Source organism: Thalassiella azotivora (assembly GCF_054781695.1).
This window is the reverse complement of record NZ_BAAGTX010000005.1, coordinates 149,355-169,515: the sequence shown is the minus strand read 5'-3', so window position 1 is coordinate 169,515 and position 20,161 is coordinate 149,355. Positions and strand designations below refer to the sequence as shown.

The 20,161-nt window shown below is 74.9% G+C and carries 21 protein-coding genes and 1 riboswitch; of the genes, 13 read left to right on the top strand and 8 right to left on the bottom strand.

The window, feature by feature from the left end; translation table 11 throughout:
• Positions 1-19: 19 nt before the first annotated feature.
• The 6 genes from ACYVQV_RS05355 (at position 20) to metX (ending at position 6,340) form a co-directional block, all read left to right on the top strand.
• Positions 20-685 (top strand): EcsC family protein, encoded by a 666-nt coding sequence (locus ACYVQV_RS05355; RefSeq protein WP_461022223.1) that lies wholly within the window; start codon positions 20-22, stop codon positions 683-685.
• 102 nt (positions 686-787) lie between these two features.
• Complete coding sequence (locus ACYVQV_RS05350; protein ID WP_461022222.1) at positions 788-1,528, top strand: matrixin family metalloprotease; 741 nt, start codon at positions 788-790, stop codon at positions 1,526-1,528.
• Positions 1,529-1,692: 164 nt separating this feature from the next.
• Positions 1,693-2,079 carry a YkvA family protein gene (locus ACYVQV_RS05345; RefSeq protein WP_461022221.1) on the top strand — a complete coding sequence of 129 codons (387 nt, stop codon included), beginning with the start codon at positions 1,693-1,695 and terminating at the stop codon, positions 2,077-2,079.
• Between the two features lie 158 nt (positions 2,080-2,237).
• Positions 2,238-3,461, top strand: a complete 1,224-nt coding sequence (locus ACYVQV_RS05340) for a DUF4192 domain-containing protein (RefSeq protein ID WP_461022220.1) — start codon at positions 2,238-2,240, stop codon at positions 3,459-3,461.
• Positions 3,462-3,543: 82 nt separating this feature from the next.
• Positions 3,544-3,659: riboswitch (SAM riboswitch) on the top strand.
• Positions 3,660-3,854: 195 nt separating this feature from the next.
• Positions 3,855-5,171 carry a bifunctional o-acetylhomoserine/o-acetylserine sulfhydrylase gene (locus tag ACYVQV_RS05335; protein ID WP_461022219.1) on the top strand — a complete coding sequence of 439 codons (1,317 nt, stop codon included), beginning with the start codon at positions 3,855-3,857 and terminating at the stop codon, positions 5,169-5,171.
• Positions 5,171-6,340: a homoserine O-acetyltransferase MetX gene (gene metX / locus ACYVQV_RS05330; RefSeq protein ID WP_461022218.1), complete on the top strand. Its 1,170-nt coding sequence runs from the start codon at positions 5,171-5,173 to the stop codon at positions 6,338-6,340. Before ACYVQV_RS05335 ends, metX begins: the two co-directional genes overlap by 1 nt.
• A gap of 39 nt (positions 6,341-6,379) precedes the next feature.
• Here the strand turns inward: metX and ACYVQV_RS05325 are convergent, their stop codons facing one another.
• Positions 6,380-6,949, bottom strand: coding sequence for an NUDIX domain-containing protein (locus tag ACYVQV_RS05325; RefSeq protein ID WP_461022217.1), 570 nt, complete (start codon positions 6,947-6,949; stop codon positions 6,380-6,382).
• A gap of 210 nt (positions 6,950-7,159) precedes the next feature.
• On the opposite strand from ACYVQV_RS05325, the gene ACYVQV_RS05320 reads away from it, so the two are divergent.
• The 4 genes from ACYVQV_RS05320 to ACYVQV_RS05305 all read left to right on the top strand — a co-directional run bounded on the left by ACYVQV_RS05320 (position 7,160) and on the right by ACYVQV_RS05305 (position 10,762).
• Positions 7,160-7,558, top strand: a complete 399-nt coding sequence (locus tag ACYVQV_RS05320) for a universal stress protein (protein WP_461022216.1) — start codon at positions 7,160-7,162, stop codon at positions 7,556-7,558.
• A gap of 21 nt (positions 7,559-7,579) precedes the next feature.
• Positions 7,580-8,203: an HhH-GPD-type base excision DNA repair protein gene (locus ACYVQV_RS05315; protein WP_461022215.1), complete on the top strand. Its 624-nt coding sequence runs from the start codon at positions 7,580-7,582 to the stop codon at positions 8,201-8,203.
• Between the two features lie 234 nt (positions 8,204-8,437).
• Positions 8,438-10,063 carry an RNA polymerase sigma factor gene (locus ACYVQV_RS05310; RefSeq protein ID WP_461022214.1) on the top strand — a complete coding sequence of 542 codons (1,626 nt, stop codon included), beginning with the start codon at positions 8,438-8,440 and terminating at the stop codon, positions 10,061-10,063.
• Between the two features lie 147 nt (positions 10,064-10,210).
• Complete coding sequence (locus ACYVQV_RS05305) at positions 10,211-10,762, top strand: AMIN-like domain-containing (lipo)protein (RefSeq protein WP_461022213.1); 552 nt, start codon at positions 10,211-10,213, stop codon at positions 10,760-10,762.
• A gap of 62 nt (positions 10,763-10,824) precedes the next feature.
• Here ACYVQV_RS05305 and ACYVQV_RS05300 read toward each other — a convergent pair whose 3' ends face one another.
• Together ACYVQV_RS05300 and ACYVQV_RS05295 are read right to left on the bottom strand one after the other, a co-directional pair.
• Positions 10,825-11,325 (bottom strand): DUF456 domain-containing protein, encoded by a 501-nt coding sequence (locus ACYVQV_RS05300; RefSeq protein ID WP_461022212.1) that lies wholly within the window; start codon positions 11,323-11,325, stop codon positions 10,825-10,827.
• 23 nt (positions 11,326-11,348) lie between these two features.
• Entirely contained in the window at positions 11,349-11,573 is a 225-nt protein-coding gene (locus ACYVQV_RS05295; protein ID WP_461022211.1) for a DUF7455 domain-containing protein, read from the bottom strand.
• A gap of 265 nt (positions 11,574-11,838) precedes the next feature.
• On the opposite strand from ACYVQV_RS05295, the gene ACYVQV_RS05290 reads away from it, so the two are divergent.
• Positions 11,839-13,995 (top strand): DNA gyrase/topoisomerase IV subunit B, encoded by a 2,157-nt coding sequence (locus ACYVQV_RS05290; protein ID WP_461022210.1) that lies wholly within the window; start codon positions 11,839-11,841, stop codon positions 13,993-13,995.
• Positions 13,996-14,118: 123 nt separating this feature from the next.
• Complete coding sequence (locus ACYVQV_RS05285; protein WP_461022209.1) at positions 14,119-15,591, top strand: APC family permease; 1,473 nt, start codon at positions 14,119-14,121, stop codon at positions 15,589-15,591.
• Positions 15,592-15,658: 67 nt separating this feature from the next.
• On the opposite strand, the gene ACYVQV_RS05280 is transcribed toward ACYVQV_RS05285, so the two are convergent.
• Genes ACYVQV_RS05280 through ACYVQV_RS05260 form a run of 5 tightly spaced genes read right to left on the bottom strand, consistent with a single transcriptional unit; the run spans position 15,659 to position 19,005 of the window.
• The gene (locus ACYVQV_RS05280; protein WP_461022208.1) at positions 15,659-16,267 is read right to left on the bottom strand and encodes a hypothetical protein; all 609 of its coding nucleotides are present in this window, start codon (positions 16,265-16,267) and stop codon (positions 15,659-15,661) included.
• Entirely contained in the window at positions 16,264-16,890 is a 627-nt protein-coding gene (locus ACYVQV_RS05275; RefSeq protein ID WP_461022207.1) for a hypothetical protein, read from the bottom strand. Before ACYVQV_RS05275 ends, ACYVQV_RS05280 begins: the two co-directional genes overlap by 4 nt.
• Positions 16,887-17,345, bottom strand: coding sequence for a hypothetical protein (locus ACYVQV_RS05270; protein ID WP_461022206.1), 459 nt, complete (start codon positions 17,343-17,345; stop codon positions 16,887-16,889). The genes ACYVQV_RS05275 and ACYVQV_RS05270 overlap by 4 nt, the downstream gene beginning before the upstream one ends.
• Positions 17,315-18,694, bottom strand: a complete 1,380-nt coding sequence (locus ACYVQV_RS05265; protein ID WP_461022205.1) for a hypothetical protein — start codon at positions 18,692-18,694, stop codon at positions 17,315-17,317. Before ACYVQV_RS05265 ends, ACYVQV_RS05270 begins: the two co-directional genes overlap by 31 nt.
• On the bottom strand, positions 18,691-19,005 hold the full coding sequence (locus ACYVQV_RS05260) for a hypothetical protein (RefSeq protein WP_461022204.1): 315 nt from the start codon (positions 19,003-19,005) through the stop codon (positions 18,691-18,693). Before ACYVQV_RS05260 ends, ACYVQV_RS05265 begins: the two co-directional genes overlap by 4 nt.
• 91 nt (positions 19,006-19,096) lie before the next feature.
• On the opposite strand from ACYVQV_RS05260, the gene ACYVQV_RS05255 reads away from it, so the two are divergent.
• Positions 19,097-20,137, top strand: a complete 1,041-nt coding sequence (locus ACYVQV_RS05255) for a GNAT family N-acetyltransferase (protein ID WP_461022203.1) — start codon at positions 19,097-19,099, stop codon at positions 20,135-20,137.
• Positions 20,138-20,161: the final 24 nt, after the last annotated feature.

Genomic DNA, 20,161 nt, shown 5'->3' with positions numbered 1-20,161 from the left:
CACGACGAGGAGGCAGCTGATGGCACGACGGACCGAGCAGGAGCCCGGCCGGCTGGACGAGGCGGCGGCGGGGCTGGTCGGCCGGCTCGTCGACGCCGGGCTCGACGGCGTCGGCCCGCTGGACCCCGCGCACGCCGTGGCGGCCCGCGCGCTCGCCGCGCGCGGCTCCGTGGAGGAGGCCGTGGACGAGGTGGTCACCACCCACGTCCGGCTCGCGGCGGCCAACGGCTTCGTGACCGGACTCGGCGGTTTCGTCACCCTGCCGGTCGCGCTGCCCGTGAACGTCGCGGGCTTCTACACGGTCGCGACCCGGATGGTCGGGGCCATCGCGCACCTGCGCGGGTACGACCTGTCGCGTCCGGAGGTCCGGTCCGCCGTCCTGCTCGTCCTGGTCGGCGCGGACTCGACGTCGCTGCTGACCAAGGCGGGGCTGAACCCGGGGGGCCGGGTGGCGGGTCTGGCGATGCAGAGGCTCCCGGCGCCGGCGCTCATGGTCCTCAACAAGGGCATCGGCTTCCGCCTCCTGTCGCAGCTGGGCACCAAGGGGCTCGGCCGCCTCGGGCGCGCCGTCCCGCTCGCGGGCGGCGCGATCGGCGCGGGGCTGGACTGGTGGCTGCTGCGCCGGATCGCCGGCGACGCACGGCGCGAGCTCATCGCCCAGCACCAGCTCGAGCCCGGGCGGTAGCCGCCGGCGGGCTCATGTCGGGGCGCCCGGTGCCGATGGGCGGGTGTGGGCGGTGTCGCGAGCAGCAGCAGCGGAGCGCGGCGGCGCGCCCGCGTGCCGGTCGTGGCCGTGCTCGTGGCCGTCGCGGCCCTCGCGGGCTGCGCCCTCACCGGCGCCGACGGGTCGTCGTGGTCGGGCCCACCGGTCCCTGACGACGCCTCGCCCGTTCCCATCGGGACCCCGCTGGCGGCCCCGCCCGGGTCGGGCGGCTACTCGCTGCTGATGCAGCAGGACGACGGCTCACCCGTCGGGTGGGACCCCTGCCGACCGCTGCACTACGTCGTCAACGACGCGGGCGCGCCGCCGTCCGGTGCGTTCGTTCTCGCGGACGCGGTCGCCCGCGTCGAGCAGGTCACGGGTTTCGTCCTGGTGCACGACGGCGCGACGGACGAGCTGCCCTCGGCCACCCGTGAGCCGGTCCAGCGCAGCCGGTACGGCGACCGCTGGGCGCCCGTCCTGGTCGCCTGGTCCGACGGGACGAGCGAACCCTGGCTCGCCGGGGACGTCGCCGGGTACGCCGCACCGCACCCGGTGGCGGGGTCCGGCGGTGACCTCCGGTACGTCACCGGCCAGGTGGTGCTCGACACCGGCACGCTGGGCGACCTCGCGAACCGGCAGGCCGGCGTCGCGCGGGCCCGGGCGGTGGTCCTGCACGAGCTGGCGCACCTGCTGGGCCTGGGCCACGTGGAGGACCCGGCCCAGCTGATGCACCCCACGACCACGCCGCTGGGCACCGACTTCGGTGACGGGGACCTGCGCGGCCTCTTCGCGGTGTCCTCGAGGCCCTGCGGCGCCGGGTCCTGACCACCGTCGTCCGGACCGTCCTCGGCGACGTGGTCTGCTGGCCGCGCCGGGGTGCGCCCGGGGTGTGCCCGGGGTGCGCGGAACAGCGGCCGTCCGCCGGGCGTTGGACGGGTCGGACCGCGGGCCCTGGAGCGGCGCCCGAGGCGGACGGGAGGAGCCGGCGGATGAGGACGACGCGACGCGCAGCCGCGCTGCGCACCCTGTGGGCGACCCTGAGCGGTCGCCGGCGCCCCGGAGGTCCGAGCACGGCCAGCGTGCTCTCCGCCGTCCCGCGACTGGTCGTCGCGACGCTGCGGGGGCGCTACCAGGGCACGACGCCCGGTCGCCTCGGCCTGATGCTGCTGGCCGGGCTCTACGTCGTGTCCCCGGTGGACCTGCTGCCTGAGGCCGCCCTGCTCGTCGTGGGCCTCGCCGACGACGCCGTCGTCCTCGCCTGGCTCGCCGGCGCGCTGCTGACCGAGGCCGAGGCGTTCCTCGAGTGGGAGGCGGGGGGCTCGCCCTCGACGACGGCGCCGACCGACCCCCGGGTCGTCCCCGGACAGGTGGTCTGACACCGCAGGCTCGAGGGCGGCGGCCCCGCGGCTGGGTCGCGCCGTCCGACGGGCCGTGCGGTACGAGACGTCCACAGGCGCCGTCACGGGGCCGGCCGTCCACAGCCACCGCACCTGACCGCGCGCCGCCGGCGCGCGCACGGCCAGGGTCGTGGCCCATGAGCACACCGACGATCCGCGTCAGCGAGCCCCGCGACCTCCTGGCGGTCGTGCCGTACCAGCTCGGGTACGTCCCGACCGACAGCCTGGTCCTGATGAGTCTGCGCGGGCCGCGCCAGCGGGTCGGTCTCGTCGCCCGCGCCGACCTGCCCGACCGCAGCTGGCCGCGCCACGAGGTGGAGTCCCTGTGCGGGACGGTCGCCGGGCACCTGCGTCGCGACGGGGCCCGCGCCGCGGTGCTGGTGGTCTACGCCGACCCGGGACGCACCCTGCCGCAGGACGTCGGCGCACCGGCGGACGACCGTGCCGCGGACGACCGTGCCGCGGACGACCGTGCCGCGGACGTCGTGGCGCTGGCCGCGGCGGCGCTGGCCGAGCACGGCATCCCGTTGCTGGACGCCTGGTGGGTGGGCGGCGGGCGCTACCGCTGCCTGACCTGCGCGGGGGACTGCTGCCCGGCGGACGGGCGACCGCTGGACGAGGTGCGGGACAGCCAGGCGCAGGCGGAGCTGGTCTACCGGGGGTTGAGCGTCGCGTCGGGACGCGGGGACCTCCTCGGCGACCTGTCACCCGCCGCTGCGTCCGTCCGTCGGGCGGTCCGGGAGGCCGCCCTACGGCCCGGTGCCGTGCCCCCTCAGGACACGGCCGATCTCGTCCGGTGGCGCCAGGAGGTCCTGCGGACCTGGTCCCACCGCCTGCGCGCGGGCGACGGCACGGGCGGCTCGGGGGAGCGGGCGGTGGACGGCGACGTGGACGTCGCGGTGGCGCTCGTGCAGGACGCCGCCCTGCTGGCCGGGTTGGCCGACCCCGTGCTGCGCGACGCCATGATGCTGGCGTGCGCTCCCGGTGCCGGCGACGGCCCGGAGCGGCTGCTGTCCCGCGGGGCCGGCGACCGGGAGGCGGGGCGTCTGCTCGACCGCGTCTTCGGAGCCCGCGACCCCCTGCGCCCGGAGCGCGCTCGGCTGGAGGCGGCCGGGACGGTGCTGCGCCACCTCGTCCGGGTGTCGGACGGCCCGGAGGCTGCCCCGCCGCTGGCGGTGCTCGCGTGGATGTCCTGGTGGGCGGGCGACGGCGCCCCCGCCTCCGACCTGTGCGACCTCGCCCTGGCCGCCGACCCCGGGCACTCCCTGGCGGGCCTGCTGCGGCGCTGCCTGGACGGTGGGATCCCGCCCGGGTGGGCGGAGGCGGACCGGCAGCGGGACCTGCAGGTGGCACGCGGCTGATCGGGTGACGGGCGAGACGAGCGGTCCGACTGGCGAGACGCGGTTGTCGTGGCCGGTCGGCGCTCGCGTACCCTCCTTCACAGGTCATGAGTCCCAGCGCCAAGCCCCGGCTCGCTGGGCGGCAACCCTCCTCCGCGGTGGGGTGCCCCGGGTGATGACCGGGTCGGACGCCGCGACGGCGCCCGGCAAGCGCGGGCCCGCGGCACGGGCCCCGGTACCCGAGGAGGCCGCCGTGACCTGTCGAACGACCCGTCGAATGCGTCGCTGACGCCACCCCCGCCCCGTCGCGCGCTCCGGACCACCTGGTCCCGGCGCGGCGCGACCCGCCCCGGGCGGCGTCGCCCCCGGCCCCAGGACGGGCCGCCCCCTCATCCACGACCCAGGAGGCACACCATGACGCAGGGATGGTCCTTCGAGACCCGGCAGATCCACGCGGGGCAGGCCCCCGACCCGACGACGGGCGCCCGCGCGCTGCCGATCTACCAGACGACGTCCTACGTCTTCGACGACACCGACCACGCGGCGAACCTGTTCGGGCTCAAGGAGTTCGGCAACATCTACACGCGCCTGATGAACCCCACCACCGACGCGGTCGAGCAGCGCGTCGCCGACCTCGAGGGCGGCGTCGGCGCTCTGCTGGTCTCGTCGGGGCAGTCGGCGGAGGCCCTGGCGCTGCTCAACGTCGCCGAGGCCGGGGACCACGTGGTCGCGAGCCCGAGCCTGTACGGCGGCACGTACAACCTGCTGCGGCACACCTTCCCGAAGCTGGGTGTCACGGTCGACTTCGTCAGCGACCCCGACGACCTCGACGCCTGGCGCCGCGCCGCCACCGAGAGCACCAAGGCCTTCTTCGCCGAGACCGTCCCCAACCCCAAGCAGGACGTGCTCGACATCGAGGGCGTCGCGGGCGTCGCCCACGAGGTGGGCGTGCCGCTGGTGGTGGACAACACCGTCGCCACGCCCTACCTCGTGCGCCCGCTGGAGTGGGGCGCCGACGTGGTCATCCACTCCGCCACCAAGTACCTGGGTGGCCACGGCACGTCCATCGCCGGCGTCATCGTCGACGGCGGCACCTTCGACTACGCGCGCGACCCGCAGCGCTTCCCGGGGTTCAACCAGCCGGACCCGAGCTACCACGGGCTGGTCTACGCCCGGGACCTCGGCGTCGGCAGCCCGCTCGGCGCGAACCTGTCGTACGTGCTCAAGGCCAGGGTCCAGCTGCTGCGCGACCTGGGTGCCGCGGTGTCGCCCTTCAACGCCTTCCTCATCGCGCAGGGCCTGGAGACCCTGAGCCTGCGGGTCGAGCGGCACGTGCAGAACGCCGAGGCCGTCGCCCGGTGGCTCGAGAACCGGGACGAGGTCCGCTCCGTCGCCTACGCCGGTCTGCCCAGCAGCCCCTGGCACGAGCGCGCGCGCAAGTACGCCCCGAAGGGCGTCGGAGGGGTCCTGTCCTTCGAGCTCGCCGGCGGTGTCGAGGCCGGACGCCGGTTCGTGGAGGCGCTGACGCTGCACAGCCACGTGGCGAACATCGGGGACGTCCGGTCGCTGGTCATCCACCCCGCCTCCACGACCCACAGCCAGCTCACCGACGCCGAGCGGCTCGCCGCCGGGGTCACCCCCGGGCTGGTCCGCCTGTCCGTGGGGCTGGAGCACGTGGACGACATCCTCGCCGACCTGGAGGCGGGGCTGACGGCGGCGAAGGGGGCGTGATGACCGTCCTCGGGCTGCCCGCGCGGTGCGAGCCCGCGCCCCGGCGCCCCAGCGCGGCGTGGCGCGACGGCGACCCTCCGGGGCGCCGGAGGTTCGCCGACGTCGGTCCCCTCGCGCTGGAGGCGGGTGGTCGGCTGCCCGGCGTCCGGATCGCCTACGAGACGTGGGGCACCCTGTCGGCGGCGCGTGACAACGCGGTGCTCGTGCTGCACGCGCTGACGGGGGACAGCCACGTCGTCGGCGACGCGGGGGAGGGCCACCCGACGCCGGGGTGGTGGGAGGGCCTGGTCGGGCCAGGCGCCCCGATCGACACCGACCGCTACTACGTCGTGGCACCCAACGTCCTCGGCGGTTGCCAGGGGACGACCGGTCCGGCGTCGACCGCGCCCGACGGTCGCGCCTGGGGCAGCCGCTTCCCGTTCACCACGATCCGGGACCAGGTGGCCGCGGAGGTCGCCCTCAGCGACCACCTCGGGATCGACGCGTGGGCCCTCGTGGTGGGCGGGTCGATGGGCGGCATGCGGGCCCTGGAGTGGGGCGTCGGTGCCCCCCAGCGGGTCGAGCGCCTGCTCGTGCTCGCGTCCAGCGCCTACGCGACGGCGGACCAGATCGCGTGGGCCAGGCCGCAGCTGGCGGCCATCCGGTCCGACCCGGCCTTCCGCGGCGGCGACTACTACGACGCCGCGGACGGTGCCGGACCCGACGCCGGACTGGCGGTGGCGCGCCAGATCGCGCACGCGACGTACCGCAGCGGCCCGGAGCTCGACCAGCGCTTCGGCCGCGCCCCGCAACCGGGGGAGCGTCCGCTCGGCGGTGGCGGCCGGTACGCGGTGGAGTCCTACCTCGACCACCACGCCGGCAAGCTCGTCGGCCGGTTCGACGCGAACTCCTACCTCGTCCTGACCGAGGCGATGAACTCCCACGACGTCGGCCGCGACCGGGGCGGCGTGCGGGCGGCCCTGTCGCGCGTCACCGCCCGCACGGTCGTCGCCTCCGTGGACAGCGACCGGCTCTACCCGACCCGGCTATCCGAGGAGATCGCACAGGGCGTCCCGGGAGCCGACCCGGTGGTCGAGCTGTCGTCGCCCTACGGCCACGACGGCTTCCTCGTGGAGGCGGCTGCGGTCGGCGCCGTCACGGCGCGGCTGCTGGCCGCGAGCGGGCGCTGACCCGGGTCGGACGCGGGGCACCGCCCGCGTTCGGCGACGTCAGGTGCGGCGGCGGTCGCGGCCCCCGGTGGCCGGCGGGGCGGTGACGTGGGGCAGCAGCTCCGCCCAGCTCGACGCGAGCCCGGGGTGCAGCGGCAGCGCCGGGACCTGCGCCGCCGGCACCCAGCGCACGTCGTCCGACTCGGCCGTCGTGGCTCGCGGGCGCACGGCGCAGCGCAGGCGCCCCACGACCACGCGGTAGGCCCAGTCACCGTGGTCGGTGCTGACCACGGTGGCGAGGACCTGCACCGCCTCCGGCGGGACGGCCGCCTCCTCGTGGGCCTCGCGCAGCGCGCCGGCGACGTGGTCCTCGTGGCTGTCGACGGCGCCGCCCGGCAGACCCCAGGTGCCGCCGAGGTGCGTCCACGCCGCCCGCAGCTGCAGCAGCACCTCGGCGCCCCCGGTGTCGGCGCCCCCGGTGTCGGCGCCCCCGGTGTCGGCGCCCCCGGTGTCGGGGCCCGCGGACCCGGAGCCGTCCCGCGTCAGCAGGAGGCCGGCCGCCCCGTGCAGCCCCCAGTGGCGGTGCCCGCAGCGGCACTGCACCCAGCCGTTCCCGTCTCCCGAGGCCACGGCCTCACGCTACGACAGCCGGTCACCGGTGACCCCGACCGGTGACCCCGACCGGTGACCCAGACCGGTGACCCAGACCGGTGACCTCGACCGGTCAGCCAGGACGCCGGGGCGACCGCTCGTGGCCACGGCGACGGCACGCCGCGCATCCGCTACGGTCGGCCCAGGAGCCGGGACGACCGGCGCAGTCGCAGTCGAGGAGGTCCACCGATGGCGATCGTCGTCGGGTACGTGCCCACCAAGGAGGGCCGTGCGGCCCTCACGGCCGCGGCCGCCGAGGCGCGGCTGCGCAACGCCAAGCTGGTGGTCATCAACAGCAACCGCGGTGGCAAGGAGCTCGACCAGGAGGAGGCCGCCCGCTACGAGGAGGAGCTGGCGGCCGTCAAGGCCCAGCTGGACGAGGCGGGCGTCGAGCACCAGGTCCGCCAGCTCGTGCGTGGCCTCGAGCCCGCCGAGGACCTCGTCGCCGTCGCCGAGGAGGAGGGCGCCGCCCTGATCGTCATCGGCCTGCGTCGCCGCACCCCCGTCGGCAAGCTGATCCTCGGCTCGAACGCGCAGCGGATCCTGCTCGACGCCCCGTGCCCCGTGCTCGCCGTCAAGGCGTCCTGACGCCCACCCCGACGCCCGGAGGTGGCTGACGTGCTGCGGATCGCCCAGGACACCGAGGCGGACGAGCTGCTCACCCGGGACCCCTTCGCGCTGCTGGCGGGGATGCTGCTCGACCAGCAGTTCCCGATGGAGCGCGCCTTCGCCGGACCCGCGCTGCTGGCGGGGCGGATGCACCCCGACGTCCCGGCAGGACGCCGCTCGCTCGACCCGCACGAGCTCGCGGGCGTCGACGACGACCGGCTCACGGCGTGGATGGCCGGACCGCCCGCCGTCCACCGTTACCCGGGGAGCATGGGGCAGCGGCTGCGGGCGCTGGCCGCCGAGGTCGTCGGCACCTACGGCGGTGACACCACGCGGCTGTGGACGGACCCCGGTCCCGACGGCGCGCCCGTCACCGGGATGCTGGTCCGGCGACGCCTGGAGGCGCTGCCCGGCTTCGGCAAGCAGAAGGCCGCGATCTTCCTCGCCCTGCTGGGCAAGCAGCTCGGTGTGCGCCCCCCTGGGTGGCGGGAGGCCGCCGGTGACTACGGTCGCGACGACGTCCGCCGCTCGGTGGCGGACGTCAGGGACGCGGAGACGCTGCAGCAGGTCCGGGACACCAAGAAGGAGCTGAAGGCCCAGGCACGGGCCGGCCGTCCAGGGTGACGCGACCGGGCCGCCGGACCCGATCGGCCTGCAGCGGCGGGCCCGTGGCACCGGTCGAGGTCGGCTCGTGCCAGAATGGGGGCTTGACCTGGTCCTCCATGTCCCCTGCCCGGAATCGGGCATGTTCGGGAGCCGGGCCGTGTTAAGCCCCTGGAGGGGCCGACGCCGAGGCGTGCGGGTCCTCCGTGCACTGCTCCACAGCGCTCCACCGAGTACCTCGACGAAAGGCAGTCTGTGTCGTCGGTCCCGACTTCCCGGTCGCTCCCGCCCGAGTTCAACCACCCCGCGCTGCAGGACCTCCTGCGCTCCGGCAGCACCCGGGGTGTGGTCGAGGCCTCTGCGCTGCGCAGCGCCTGCGAGCAGGCGGAGGTGCCCATGCCGCGGATGAAGGCGGTGCTCCGCGCGCTCGACGACGCGTCGGTGACGGTGGTCGTCGACCAGCCGGCCGCTCCCGCGCGCAAGAAGGTGGCCGCCGCCACCCGCACCCGCAGCGCCGTCACGGCCAGCGCCACCAAGAAGGCCGCCCGGTCCGAGGGCGGGACGACGACCGCCACGCGGCCGGCCAAGAAGGCCGCGCCCGCTGCCGCGGAGCCGGTCGACGACGCGGCGGAGGCTGCCCCCGCCGAGGCCACCCCCGCCAAGGCCCCGGCCCGGAAGGCGGCCAAGAAGGCCTCCGGTGACGGGGCGGCGCCCCGCAAGGCGGCCGCGCGCAAGGCGGCCGCGGCCAAGCCGGCGACCGCGAAGAAGGCCGCGGCATCCAAGGGTGCGTCCGCGAAGGCGGACCCGGCGACCGCCGCCGACCCCGAGGCCGCGGCCGACGACGAGAACGAGCCGGACCTGGCGACGGCCGAGGCCGCGGCTCCCGGTGAGGAGCCCAAGGAGGGCGAGTCCTTCGTCCTGTCCGACGACGACGACGAGGACGCCCCCGCCGTCCAGGTCGCCACGGCGGGTGCCACGGCCGACCCGGTCAAGGACTACCTGAAGCAGATCGGCAAGGTCGCCCTCCTCAACGCCGAGCAGGAGGTCGAGCTCGCCAAGCGCATCGAGGCCGGCCTGTTCGCGGAGGAGAAGCTGAACTCGGGCGAGAAGCTCGACACCAAGCTCAAGCGCGAGCTGCAGTGGATCGCCCACGACGGGCGCCGCGCCAAGAACCACCTGCTCGAGGCGAACCTGCGGCTCGTGGTCTCGCTGGCCAAGCGGTACACCGGCCGCGGCATGCTCTTCCTGGACCTGATCCAGGAGGGCAACCTCGGCCTCATCCGCGCCGTCGAGAAGTTCGACTACACCAAGGGCTACAAGTTCTCGACGTACGCCACCTGGTGGATCCGGCAGGCCATCACCCGTGCCATGGCCGACCAGGCCCGCACCATCCGCATCCCCGTGCACATGGTCGAGGTCATCAACAAGCTCGCCCGGGTGCAGCGCCAGATGCTGCAGGACCTCGGGCGCGAGCCCACCCCGGAGGAGCTCGCCAAGGAGCTCGACATGACCCCGGAGAAGGTCGTCGAGGTCCAGAAGTACGGCCGCGAGCCGATCTCCCTGCACACCCCGCTCGGTGAGGACGGCGACAGCGAGTTCGGTGACCTGATCGAGGACTCCGAGGCCGTCGTCCCCGCGGACGCCGTGTCGTTCACGCTGCTGCAGGAGCAGCTGCACTCCGTGCTGGACACGCTGTCCGAGCGTGAGGCCGGGGTGGTGTCGATGCGCTTCGGGCTGACCGACGGCCAGCCGAAGACCCTCGACGAGATCGGCAAGGTCTACGGGGTCACCCGCGAGCGCATCCGCCAGATCGAGTCCAAGACGATGTCCAAGCTGCGGCACCCGAGCCGGTCGCAGGTGCTGCGCGACTACCTGGACTGACATCGGCACGCCCCGAGGGGCCCGGTCCGTGGCGGACCGGGCCCCTCGGCGTGTGCGGCCCGCACGGACCTGCCCGTTCGGCTGACAGCCGCGCCCGCGCAGGCGTACCACTGAGGGAGGAGAGGGACCCTCACGAGGGAGGCCGTCATGGTGCGTCGTCGTCTCGTCTCGCTGCTCCTCGCGCCCGTGGCGGCCGCCGCGGTGCTGCTCGCACCGGTCGCCCCGGCGGCCGCCGGTCCCTACTGCGGCATCTGGTGGGGGTCGCTGCCGGAGATCGTGGAGAGCTACGACCGCGGGGTCCTGGTGGACGTGCGCTCAGGGCGGCACCCGTGCTTCGACCGGCTGGTCCTCGACGTCCGCGGTGACGTGTCGGGGTACCGGGTCTCCTACGTCCCCGCCGTCTACTCCGAGGGGCAGGGGGCGCTGGTCCCCCTGCGCGGTGGCGCCCGGATCCAGCTGGTGGCGCTGGTGCCCGCGTACGACGAGTCGGGCGAGCCCACCTACCTGCCCGTGGACCGTCGGGAGCTCGTCCACGTCGCGGGGTACCGGACCCTGCGGCAGGTCGCGTGGGCCGGGACCTTCGAGGGGCAGACGACGCTCGGGGTGGGCGTGCGCGCCAGGCTGCCGTTCCGGGTCTTCCTGCTCGACGGCCCGGGGGACCGGACGAGGCTGGTGCTCGACGTCGCCCACCGGTGGTGACCGCCGCACGGGCCGCCGTGGGGCAGCCGGTCACGTGCCGGCGGTCGGACCCCGCCGCGGGCTCAGCCCCCGGCGCCGCTCATGACGCTGACCAGCCACGTCAGGGCGGCCAGCAGGGCGGCGGTGAGCTCGACGAGGATGCCGATGCCCACGGCCTTGAGCGCGGTGCGGGTGGAGGCCGCCGACTGCGGGCCCGGCCCCAGCCGGTGGCGCTCCATCAGGTACAGGCCGCCGATGAAGAACAGCGCCAGTCCCACGACGGGGACGACGAAGAAGCCCACCAGGCCCGCGAGGCCGGCCACCAGCAACGAGCGCCGGGGCACCCCCGACGTGAGCATGGTGCGGCCCGCGGTCAGGTACTTCAGGAGCTGGCCGGCCAGCAGCAGGACGACGACCGCGGCCAGGACGAGCCAGCCGCCGGTCGTCTGGACGACGAGCGCCCAGACGCCGACGGCGACCGCGATGAGGAGGGGGCCGGGGACGACCGGGACGACCGTGCCCACCAGCCCGACGAGGATCGTCAGACCGGCGACGAGCGTGATGTCGTCAGCGAGCGCGCCCACCGGCGTACGGGGTCAGGGGTCGGTCAGCGCTGGTCGCCGGTGGGGGCGTCCCCGCTGGTCAGGCGCGCGGACTCGTCGGTGATGTCGGCGGCGACCTCGCGCAGCTTCTCGGAGTGCGCGCGGCCGTGGTGGGCGCAGAAGAGCAGCTCGCCCCCGGACGCGAGGACGACCCTCACGTAGGCCTGGGCCCCGCAGCGGTCGCAGCGGTCGGCGGCCGTCAGGGTGTCGGTCGTGAGAGTGGCGGTCACGTCGCCCCTTCCGTGGTGCTCGTGGTGCTGGTGGTGCGGGGTGCACCGGTGGCCCGGCCGGTCGTCCGGCCGTCACCTGGACCAACATGAAACCACCGAGCAGGCTTCCCGGCGGCCCGGTCCGGCCCGGTTCGCTCTCCGCGTAGCCGAATCGTTGTGGTGCAGGTCACGACGCGAGGGAGCGCGGACCGTCGCCGGTCGTGCCGTCGGGCCGAGGACGCCGTGTCGGGCGGGCCCCGTCGCCGGCGGCCGATAACCTGCCGGGGTGCCTGCACCGAAGACCTCCCAGCGTCCCGCCGCGACCCGCAAGCAGGCGGAGGACCCCGGCGCCTACTCGGCCCGCCACCTCTCGGTCCTCGAGGGCCTGGAGGCGGTCCGCAAGCGCCCCGGCATGTACATCGGGTCCACCGACTCGCGCGGCCTCATGCACTGCCTCTGGGAGATCATCGACAACGCCGTCGACGAGGCGCTGAGCGACTACGCCGAGCGCATCGACGTCGTCCTGCACGCCGACTCCTCGGTCGAGGTGCGGGACGACGGGCGGGGCGTCCCGGTGGACGCGGAGCCGAAGACCGGCCTGTCCGGCGTGGAGGTCGTCTTCACCAAGCTGCACGCCGGCGGCAAGTTCGGTGGCGGGTCCTACGCGGCGTCCGGTGGCCTGCACGGTGTCGGGGCCAGCGTCGTCAACGCCCTGTCGGCGCGCCTCGACGTGGAGGTCGACCGCGGCGGCAGGACCTACGCGATGAGCTTCCGCCGGGGGGAGCCGGGCGTCTTCGACGACCCCGCCGACGGACCGACCCCCGACGCCCCGTTCCGCCCGTTCGTGGAGGGCTCGGAGCTGCGGGTCGTGGGCAAGGCGAAGCGGGGCGTCACCGGAACCCGCATCCGGTACTGGGCGGACCGGCAGATCTTCACCAAGGACGCCGCCTTCGGGTACGACGAGCTGGTCACCAGGGCGCGGCAGACGTCCTTCCTCGTGCCGGGTCTGCGGCTGACCATCCGCGACGAGCGGGGCCTTCCGGGCACGCCCGCCGCCGACGGTGCGCACGAGGAGGTCTTCCAGCACGACGGCGGCATCACCGAGTTCGTCGACCACCTGGCCCACGACGCCCCGGTGACCGACGTCTGGCGGCTGCAGGGGTCCGGCTCGTTCACGGAGACGGTCCCCGTGCTCGACGCGCTGGGCCACCTCGAGCCGACCGAGGTCGAGCGCGAGTGCGTCGTCGACGTCGCGCTGCGGTGGGGGACCGGGTACGACACCGAGGTCCGCAGCTTCGTCAACATCATCGCCACCCCCAAGGGCGGCACCCACCTGGCCGGCTTCGAGGCCGCGCTGCTGAAGACCTTCCGCAAGGTGGTCGAGGCGAACGCCCGCAAGCTCAAGGCGGGCAACGACAAGCTGGAGAAGGACGACGTCCTGGCCGGCCTGACCGCCGTCCTGACCGTCCGCCTGCACGAGCCGCAGTTCGAGGGCCAGACCAAGGAGGTGCTGGGCACCAGCGCCGTGCGCGGGATCGTCGCCAAGGTCGTCGAGCGCGAGCTGAGCGCCCTGCTCACCTCCACGCGGAAGGGCGAGAAGCAGCAGGCCGGCCAGGTGCTGGAGAAGGTCGTCGCCGAGATGAAGTCGCGCATCAGCGCGCGCCTGCACAAGGAGACCCAGCGGCGCAAGAACGCGCTGGAGACCTCGTCCCTGCCGGCGAAGCTGGCCGACTGCCGCACCAACGACGTCGAGCAGTCCGAGCTCTTCATCGTCGAGGGCGACAGCGCCCTGGGCACCGCGAAGCTGGCCCGCTCCAGCGACTACCAGGCGCTGCTGCCGATCCGGGGCAAGATCCTCAACGTCCAGAAGGCGTCCGTCACGGACATGCTGAAGAACGCCGAGTGCGCCTCGATCATCCAGGTGATCGGCGCCGGTTCCGGACGCACCTTCGACCTCGAGGCCGCGCGCTACGGCAAGGTCATCCTGCTCGCGGACGCTGACGTGGACGGCGCGCACATCCGCACGCTGCTGCTGACCCTGTTCTTCCGCTACATGCGGCCGATGGTGGACGCGGGGCGCGTCTTCGCGGCCGTGCCGCCGCTGCACCGGGTCGAGGTCGTGGGCGCCGGCCGCTCGCGCAACGAGGTCGTCTACACCTACTCCGAGGCGGAGCTGACGACGCTGCTCAAGCAGCTCGAGAAGAAGGGCCGGCGGTACAAGGAGCCGATCCAGCGCTACAAGGGCCTCGGTGAGATGGACGCCGACCAGCTCGCCGAGACGACGATGGACCGCCGGCACCGCACGCTGCGGCGCATCACGGTCACCGACGCCGCCGCGGCCGAGCGGGTGTTCGAGCTGCTCATGGGCAGCGACGTGGCACCGCGCAAGGACTTCATCGTCGAGGGCGCGTCCGAGCTCGACCGCGAGCGCATCGACGCCTGAGCGGGCGCGACCGTACGGGGGCGACGCGTCCGGTTGTGGGGTCCCACCGAGGGGTCCACGCTGGCCCCGAGCGGGTCGCGGGGACCGGTCGACAGGCGGCCGTCCCGTCCCGGGGAGGTCGCCATGGCCAGGACCGCGGACGGCTCCGCAGCGGGGCCCGCCGACGCAGCGCCGACCGCCCGGCGGGGTGAGGAGGAGCCGCACGAGCTCAAGCGGGTGATGGGGCCGCGCCTCCTGTTGCTCTTCATCGTCGGGGACGTGCTCGGCACCGGGATCTACGCCCTGACGGGCCAGGTCGCCGCCGAGGTCGGGGGTGCGGTCTGGCTGCCGTTCCTCGTGGCGTTCGGCGTGGCCATGCTCACCGCCACCAGCTACCTCGAGCTGGTGACCAAGTACCCCCGCGCCGCCGGCGCCGCCCTGTACGCCCACCGCGCGTTCGGCATCCACTTCGTCACGTTCCTGGTGGCGTTCACGGTGATGTCCTCCGGCATCACCTCGGCCTCGACCGCAGCGAAGGCGTTCGCCGCCAACCTCAGCGCGGGGCTCGACCTCGGCCTCGGCCCGGAGGCGGCCGGGGTCACCTGGATCGCGTTGGGGTTCATGGCGCTCGTCGCCGCGGTGAACGTGCGCGGGGTCGGTGAGAGCGTCAAGGCGAACGTGGTGCTGACCTGCGTCGAGCTGTCCGGTCTGCTCATCGTCATCCTGGTCGGCCTGTGGGCGGTGCTCGGACTCAGCGGGGCGGAGACCGACTTCTCCCGCATCACGATGTTCGACACCGGGGAGGGCAAGAGCGCCTTCCTCGCCGTGACGGCGGCGACCTCGCTCGCGTTCTTCGCGATGGTCGGGTTCGAGGACTCGGTGAACATGGCCGAGGAGACGAAGGACCCGGTGCGGATCTTCCCGAAGGTCATGCTGACCGGCCTGACCGTGACCGGGATCATCTACGTCCTGGTGTCGGTGTCCGCGGTGGCTCTGGTGCCCGTCGGCGAGCTGGGGGAGGGCGACACCCCGCTGCTCAAGGTGGTCGAGGCCGGCGCGCCGGGGTTGCCCCTGGACGTGGTGTTCCCCTTCATCGCGATGTTCGCGGTCGCGAACTCCGCCCTGATCAACATGCTGATGGCCAGCCGGCTGCTCTACGGGATGGCCCGGGAGATGGTGCTGCCGCCGGTGCTCGGGCGGGTCCTGCCGGGGCGCCGGACCCCCTGGGTCGCGATCCTCTTCACCACCGCGCTGTCCTTCGGCCTGATCGTCGTGGTCGGTGCGGTGCCCGCGCTCGGTGGGACCACGGCGCTGCTGCTGCTGGCCGTCTTCACGGTCGTCAACGTCGCCGTGCTCGTGCTGCGCCGCAGCCCCGTCGACCACGACCACTTCACGGCGCCGACGGCGCTGCCGGTGCTGGGCGCGGCCGCCTGCGCCTACCTCGTCGGGCCCTGGACGGGTCGGGACCCCGAGCAGTACCGGGTCGCCGCCTGGCTGGTGGGGATCGGTGTGGTGCTCTGGGCGCTGACGTGGGTCGTCAACCGTGCTGTCTACGGGCGGCGGACCTTCCTGCGCGACCCGGAGGAGCTGGCGGCCAAGGGGCCGGGCGAGGGCTGACCCCTCGCGCCGTCCTCACGCCCGCGCCGTCCTCACAGCACTGCGTGGTCTTACGCGCACGCCGTCCTCACAGCACCACGCCGTGCTCCCAGCGCCACGTGGTCATCAACGCGTCGAACAGGTCGACGAACAGGTCCGGTGTGGCCTCGTCGTCCTGCAGGCCCACGGTGGTGAACACCACGCTCACCCAGCGCACGTCGTCACCGGGCACGGGCAGGTGGTACTCGACGCGGTGGGCCGTCGTCCCCTCCTCGGGGCCGTCGTGCCGGGTCCGCGACCGCACCGCGACACCGGCGCGCAGGGTCAGCACCTCGGCGTCAGGGGTCCGGCTGGCCAGCCCTGCCGCCGCCGTGGCCGGGTCCGGCGCGGTCTGGTCGCCCGGGAGCGGCAGGACGTGGTCCTGCACGACGAAGGAAGCGGGGACCGGTCGCCCACCGACCCCCCGGATCGGGGCGTAGAGGTCGAGCGCACCGGCGGCCCGGGCCCTGGCGACCATCTGCGCCGCCTGCTCGCGGGCCCTGGCCAGGTGGGGTGCGACGCGGTCGCGGGGCGCCCCCTCGGCGGCCTCGACGAGGATCCGGTCGATCTCAGCGGCCGTCCCCTCGTCCCGGACGGGGAAGCGCACCCATCCCGGGGGGAGCACCAGCCGGTAGCCGGTGGCGGGGGCGTCGCTCACGCCTGCCTCACCTCCAGCGTGGCGGCCAGCGCGTCCACGTCCAGGCCCGCCGCGGCGACGACCGTCGGGTCACCCGCCGCCCACAGCCGCACGTACACGTCCACGTCGTCCAGGCGGGTCGCCCAGGCGTAGGACAGCAACGCGGTGAGCCGCTCGTCGACGCCCGCCCCTGACTGGCCGTACGCCAGGGCACGCAGGCCAGGGCCCAGGGGGGTGCTGACCTCCTCGACCACCGGCGGTTCCACGGTCCGGGCGCCTCCGTCGGCCCCCACCAGGCGGCGCAGCGTGCCCGCCTCGTCGTCACCGTCCTCGGCGACGTGCAGCTCGAGCACGAGGGGCAGCGGGACCGCGTCGGGCGAGGGCAGGTGCAGCCACTTGGCCACCCACTCGTCCCCCGCGGGGTAGCCGGGCGAGCCGGTCAGCTCCAGGAGCCGGACCAGACGTTCGCGGAGCTCCGCGTCGGGTGCGTCCCCGGCGTCGGCGAGCACCGCCTCGGCGGTCCGGGTGGCCCAGGCGCGCACGTCCACCGGCGCCTCGTCGGGCAGGTCGGGGCCGGGCGCGTCCACCCACACGCTCCAGTCGGGGTCCGCGTCGACGTAGTGCACGCCGGTCTCCTCGCTCACGGGTCACGGCGGCCGGGGCCGCCCGTCTGCTGGGGGGCCCCGACCCGGACGCCGCGCAGCTCCTGCGCTCCGCGCACGGCGAAGGCGACCGCCAGCGCCGCAGCGAGCAGGCTGGTCCACAGCACCGGGGACGCCGGGTGGCTCAGCCCGGGCAGCGCGCACAGGAAGGCCAGCAGCATCGCCTGCGGGAACAGCAGCGGCGACCGCTCGCCGACCCGCCGGCCCAGCACCACCGCGACGAGCGGCACGAGGCTCGGCAGGACGAACCAGGGCCACAGGGGCTCGGGTCCGACCCGCTCCCCGCTCACGGCCGAGACCACCGACCCCACGGCGAACGAGACCACCACGAGCACCGCGGTCACCGACACGGCGACGTGCGCGGCGCGGACCGGGGCGGGCTCCTCCCGCAGCGACTCGGGACGGTTCACCAGGACGAGCCGGGGGTCGTCGTCCACGCCTTCTTCAGGTCGTCCCAGCCGGGTACGGGGTTCCAGTCGGCGTAGACACCGAACGCGCTCGCACCGGCGCCGACGAAACCGGCGCCGGTGGCGACGGCCGTCGCCGTCCGGGTGGCCGCGGCGGCGCCCCGGATCGGGGCGCTGGTCGGGAAGTCCCGCACCACGCGCGCGATGTCGTCGCTGAGCGCGGCGACCTCCGGGTCCAGGCCGCGGGCGACGCGTGAGCGCAGCGGCGCGACGGCGAGGTCCGCCTCGCGGTAGATCTGCGCCATGTGCGCCCGGGCCACCTGCGCCTGCCGGTTCATCGCCTGGGTGATGCGGTGGTGCTCGGCGCGCGCGATGCTGCCGGCCCGGCCCCCGCGGGCCATCCGGGTACCGAGGAGGGCGCGCTGCGCGCTCGTGACGGCGCGCACGGTCCGTTCGGCCTCACGGCCCGCCCGCACGGCGCCGAGGGCGCGTACGGCCGCCTGACCGCCCTTGAGGGCGCCCACGGCGAGCCTGCCCGTCCCCAGGGTCGCGAGGCTGAACGCGTCGAGCGCCACGTCCGCCCACGACCCGTGGCCGCTGGCGGCCAGGGCCGTGTGGGCGAGCAAGGCGGCCACCCCCACCAGGACCCCGGCCACGAGGAGGTTGAGACCGGGGACGAACAGGGAGACGACGAGCAGCACCATGCCGATCGCGCCGAGGACCTTGGCGACGACGTCGATGACGTCGTGCCACCGGTCCATGAAGTCGAGGAAGTTGTCCCACCAGCCGTCCTTGACGTCGTCGTCGGCACCCTCCCGGATGCGACGGGCGACGTCCCGACCGTCCTCGTCGAGGTCGAGCTCGAGCCGGTGGAGGTCGCGCCGCAGGTCCTCGAGCTCCTGCGAGGCGTTGCTCCAGGCCTTCTGGCGGCGGGTCCAGTCGTCGACGTCCTCCTGCGTCCCGGCCGCGGGAGGCTGCGCCCACGGGCCGACGTCGTCGCCGGCACGGTCCATCGAGCCGAGGGCGGCCTGCGCCTGCGTGAGCAGCGACGCCGACCGCCGCTGGTAACCCTCCAGCTGGGCGGGCCACGGGCGCAGCGCCGCGGCGGTCGTCCGGTACCGCCCGGACACCTTCTCCAGCTGGCCCGCCGCCTTGGTGGACGCCTCGACGAGGGTCTCCTTGTACTCGCCCTCGAGGAGGTCGCTCGAGCCGATGGCCCGCAGCCGCCGCACCTGGCTCTCGATCTCGTCGGCGACCTGGTCGTAGTGCCGTGAGGCGCGGCGGACCACGTCGGGGTCGCCGGGCACCGGGTCCTCACCACGGCCGAGCGCGGACCAGTCGCGCGGGCGCCCGCCGCCACCGCCGACCTCGACCCTCACAGCGCCACCGGACCGTGCTGCGGGCGGGGGGACTCCACCGCGAGCTGGCGCGCGACGGACTCGTCGGCGTCCTGCCAGCTGGCGATCGCGGTGCGCGTCGCCTGCTCCAGGCCACGGAGCTGGTCGACGAGCTCACCGCGGTGGCGGTCCCAGTTGTTCGCGAACGCCTCGATGGCACGGCTGATGCCGTGGTGGCCCACCGCGTCCTTGACGGCGTCGGAGGCGTCGTCCAGGCCGGCGAACTCGTCCGCCAGCGTCCTGAGCGCCGACGCCGACTCCTCCAGCGTCCCGTAGTGCACCCGCAGCGTCATGACCTCGTCCTCCCCCTCGTGCGCACCGCGGGAATCTAGCAAGCCGAAAAGCAGGTGAGGCGGCGTCGTCCACAGCCCTACCGTGGCGCCCGTGGAGACCAGCACCTCGGCGCCCTCACGCGCCGTCCCCCTGCCGCCCGGTGCGCACGGCCTGACCTGGCGGCCGATCGAGGAGGCCGACCTGCCCGCCTGGCTCGAGCTGGAGCAGGCCATCGAGGCGGCAGACGACCCGGCGGAGCGCTACGAGCTCGACGACCTGCGCGAGGAGCTGCTCGACGGCAGCTGGAAGGACCCGCGACGCGACACCGTCCTCGCCCTGGACGACGACGGGCGCGCCCGGGCGTTCGGGCAGGTCACCGTCCTGCCCGGCGACACCCGGGTCGTCCGGGCGTTCTGCTGGGGCGGGGTGCACCCGCAGTGGCGGCGCCGGGGGATCGGCCGGGAGCTGCTCACCTGGCAGGAGGCGCGCGGCCGGCAGGCCATCGCCGAGACGGGCAAGCAGGCACCGGGACGGGTGCTGGTGCACGCGGGGGAGCAGTACCCCGACCGGCAGGCGCTGCTCGCGTCCGCGGGCTTCCGGCAGGCCCGCTGGTACCTGGAGATGACCCGTCCGCTGACCGGGGACGGTGCCCAGCCGGTCCCCGACGTCGCGCTCGACGAGGAGCTGCGCCTGGTCCCCTTCGACGCCGACCTCGGCGAGGCCGTGCGGCTGGCGCACAACGAGGCGTTCGCCGAGCACTGGGGCAGCGAGCCCCGGGACCCGGAGAGCTGGCGGCAGCACACCGTCGGCGGTCGCAGCTTCCGCGCGGACTGGAGCTTCGTCGTCCTCGACGGCGACGAGGTGGCGGGGTACACCCTCGCGTCGGCGTACCGGCAGGACTGGGCCGCCCAGGGCTACAGCAGCGGGTGGACGGACCTGCTCGGGGTGCGCCCGAGGTGGCGGGGACGGCGGATCGCGCCCGCGCTGCTGGCCGCCACCATGCGGGCCCTGCTCGCCGAGGGGATCGAGCGCGCCGACCTCGGCGTCGACAGCGAGAACCCCTCCGGTGCGCTGGGGCTCTACCACGGCATGGGGTACACCCAGACCCGACGGGAGGCCGCCTGGGTCAAGGACGTGCCGCCTCCCGCCTGAGCAGCCTCAGGGCGCGGGTTTGGG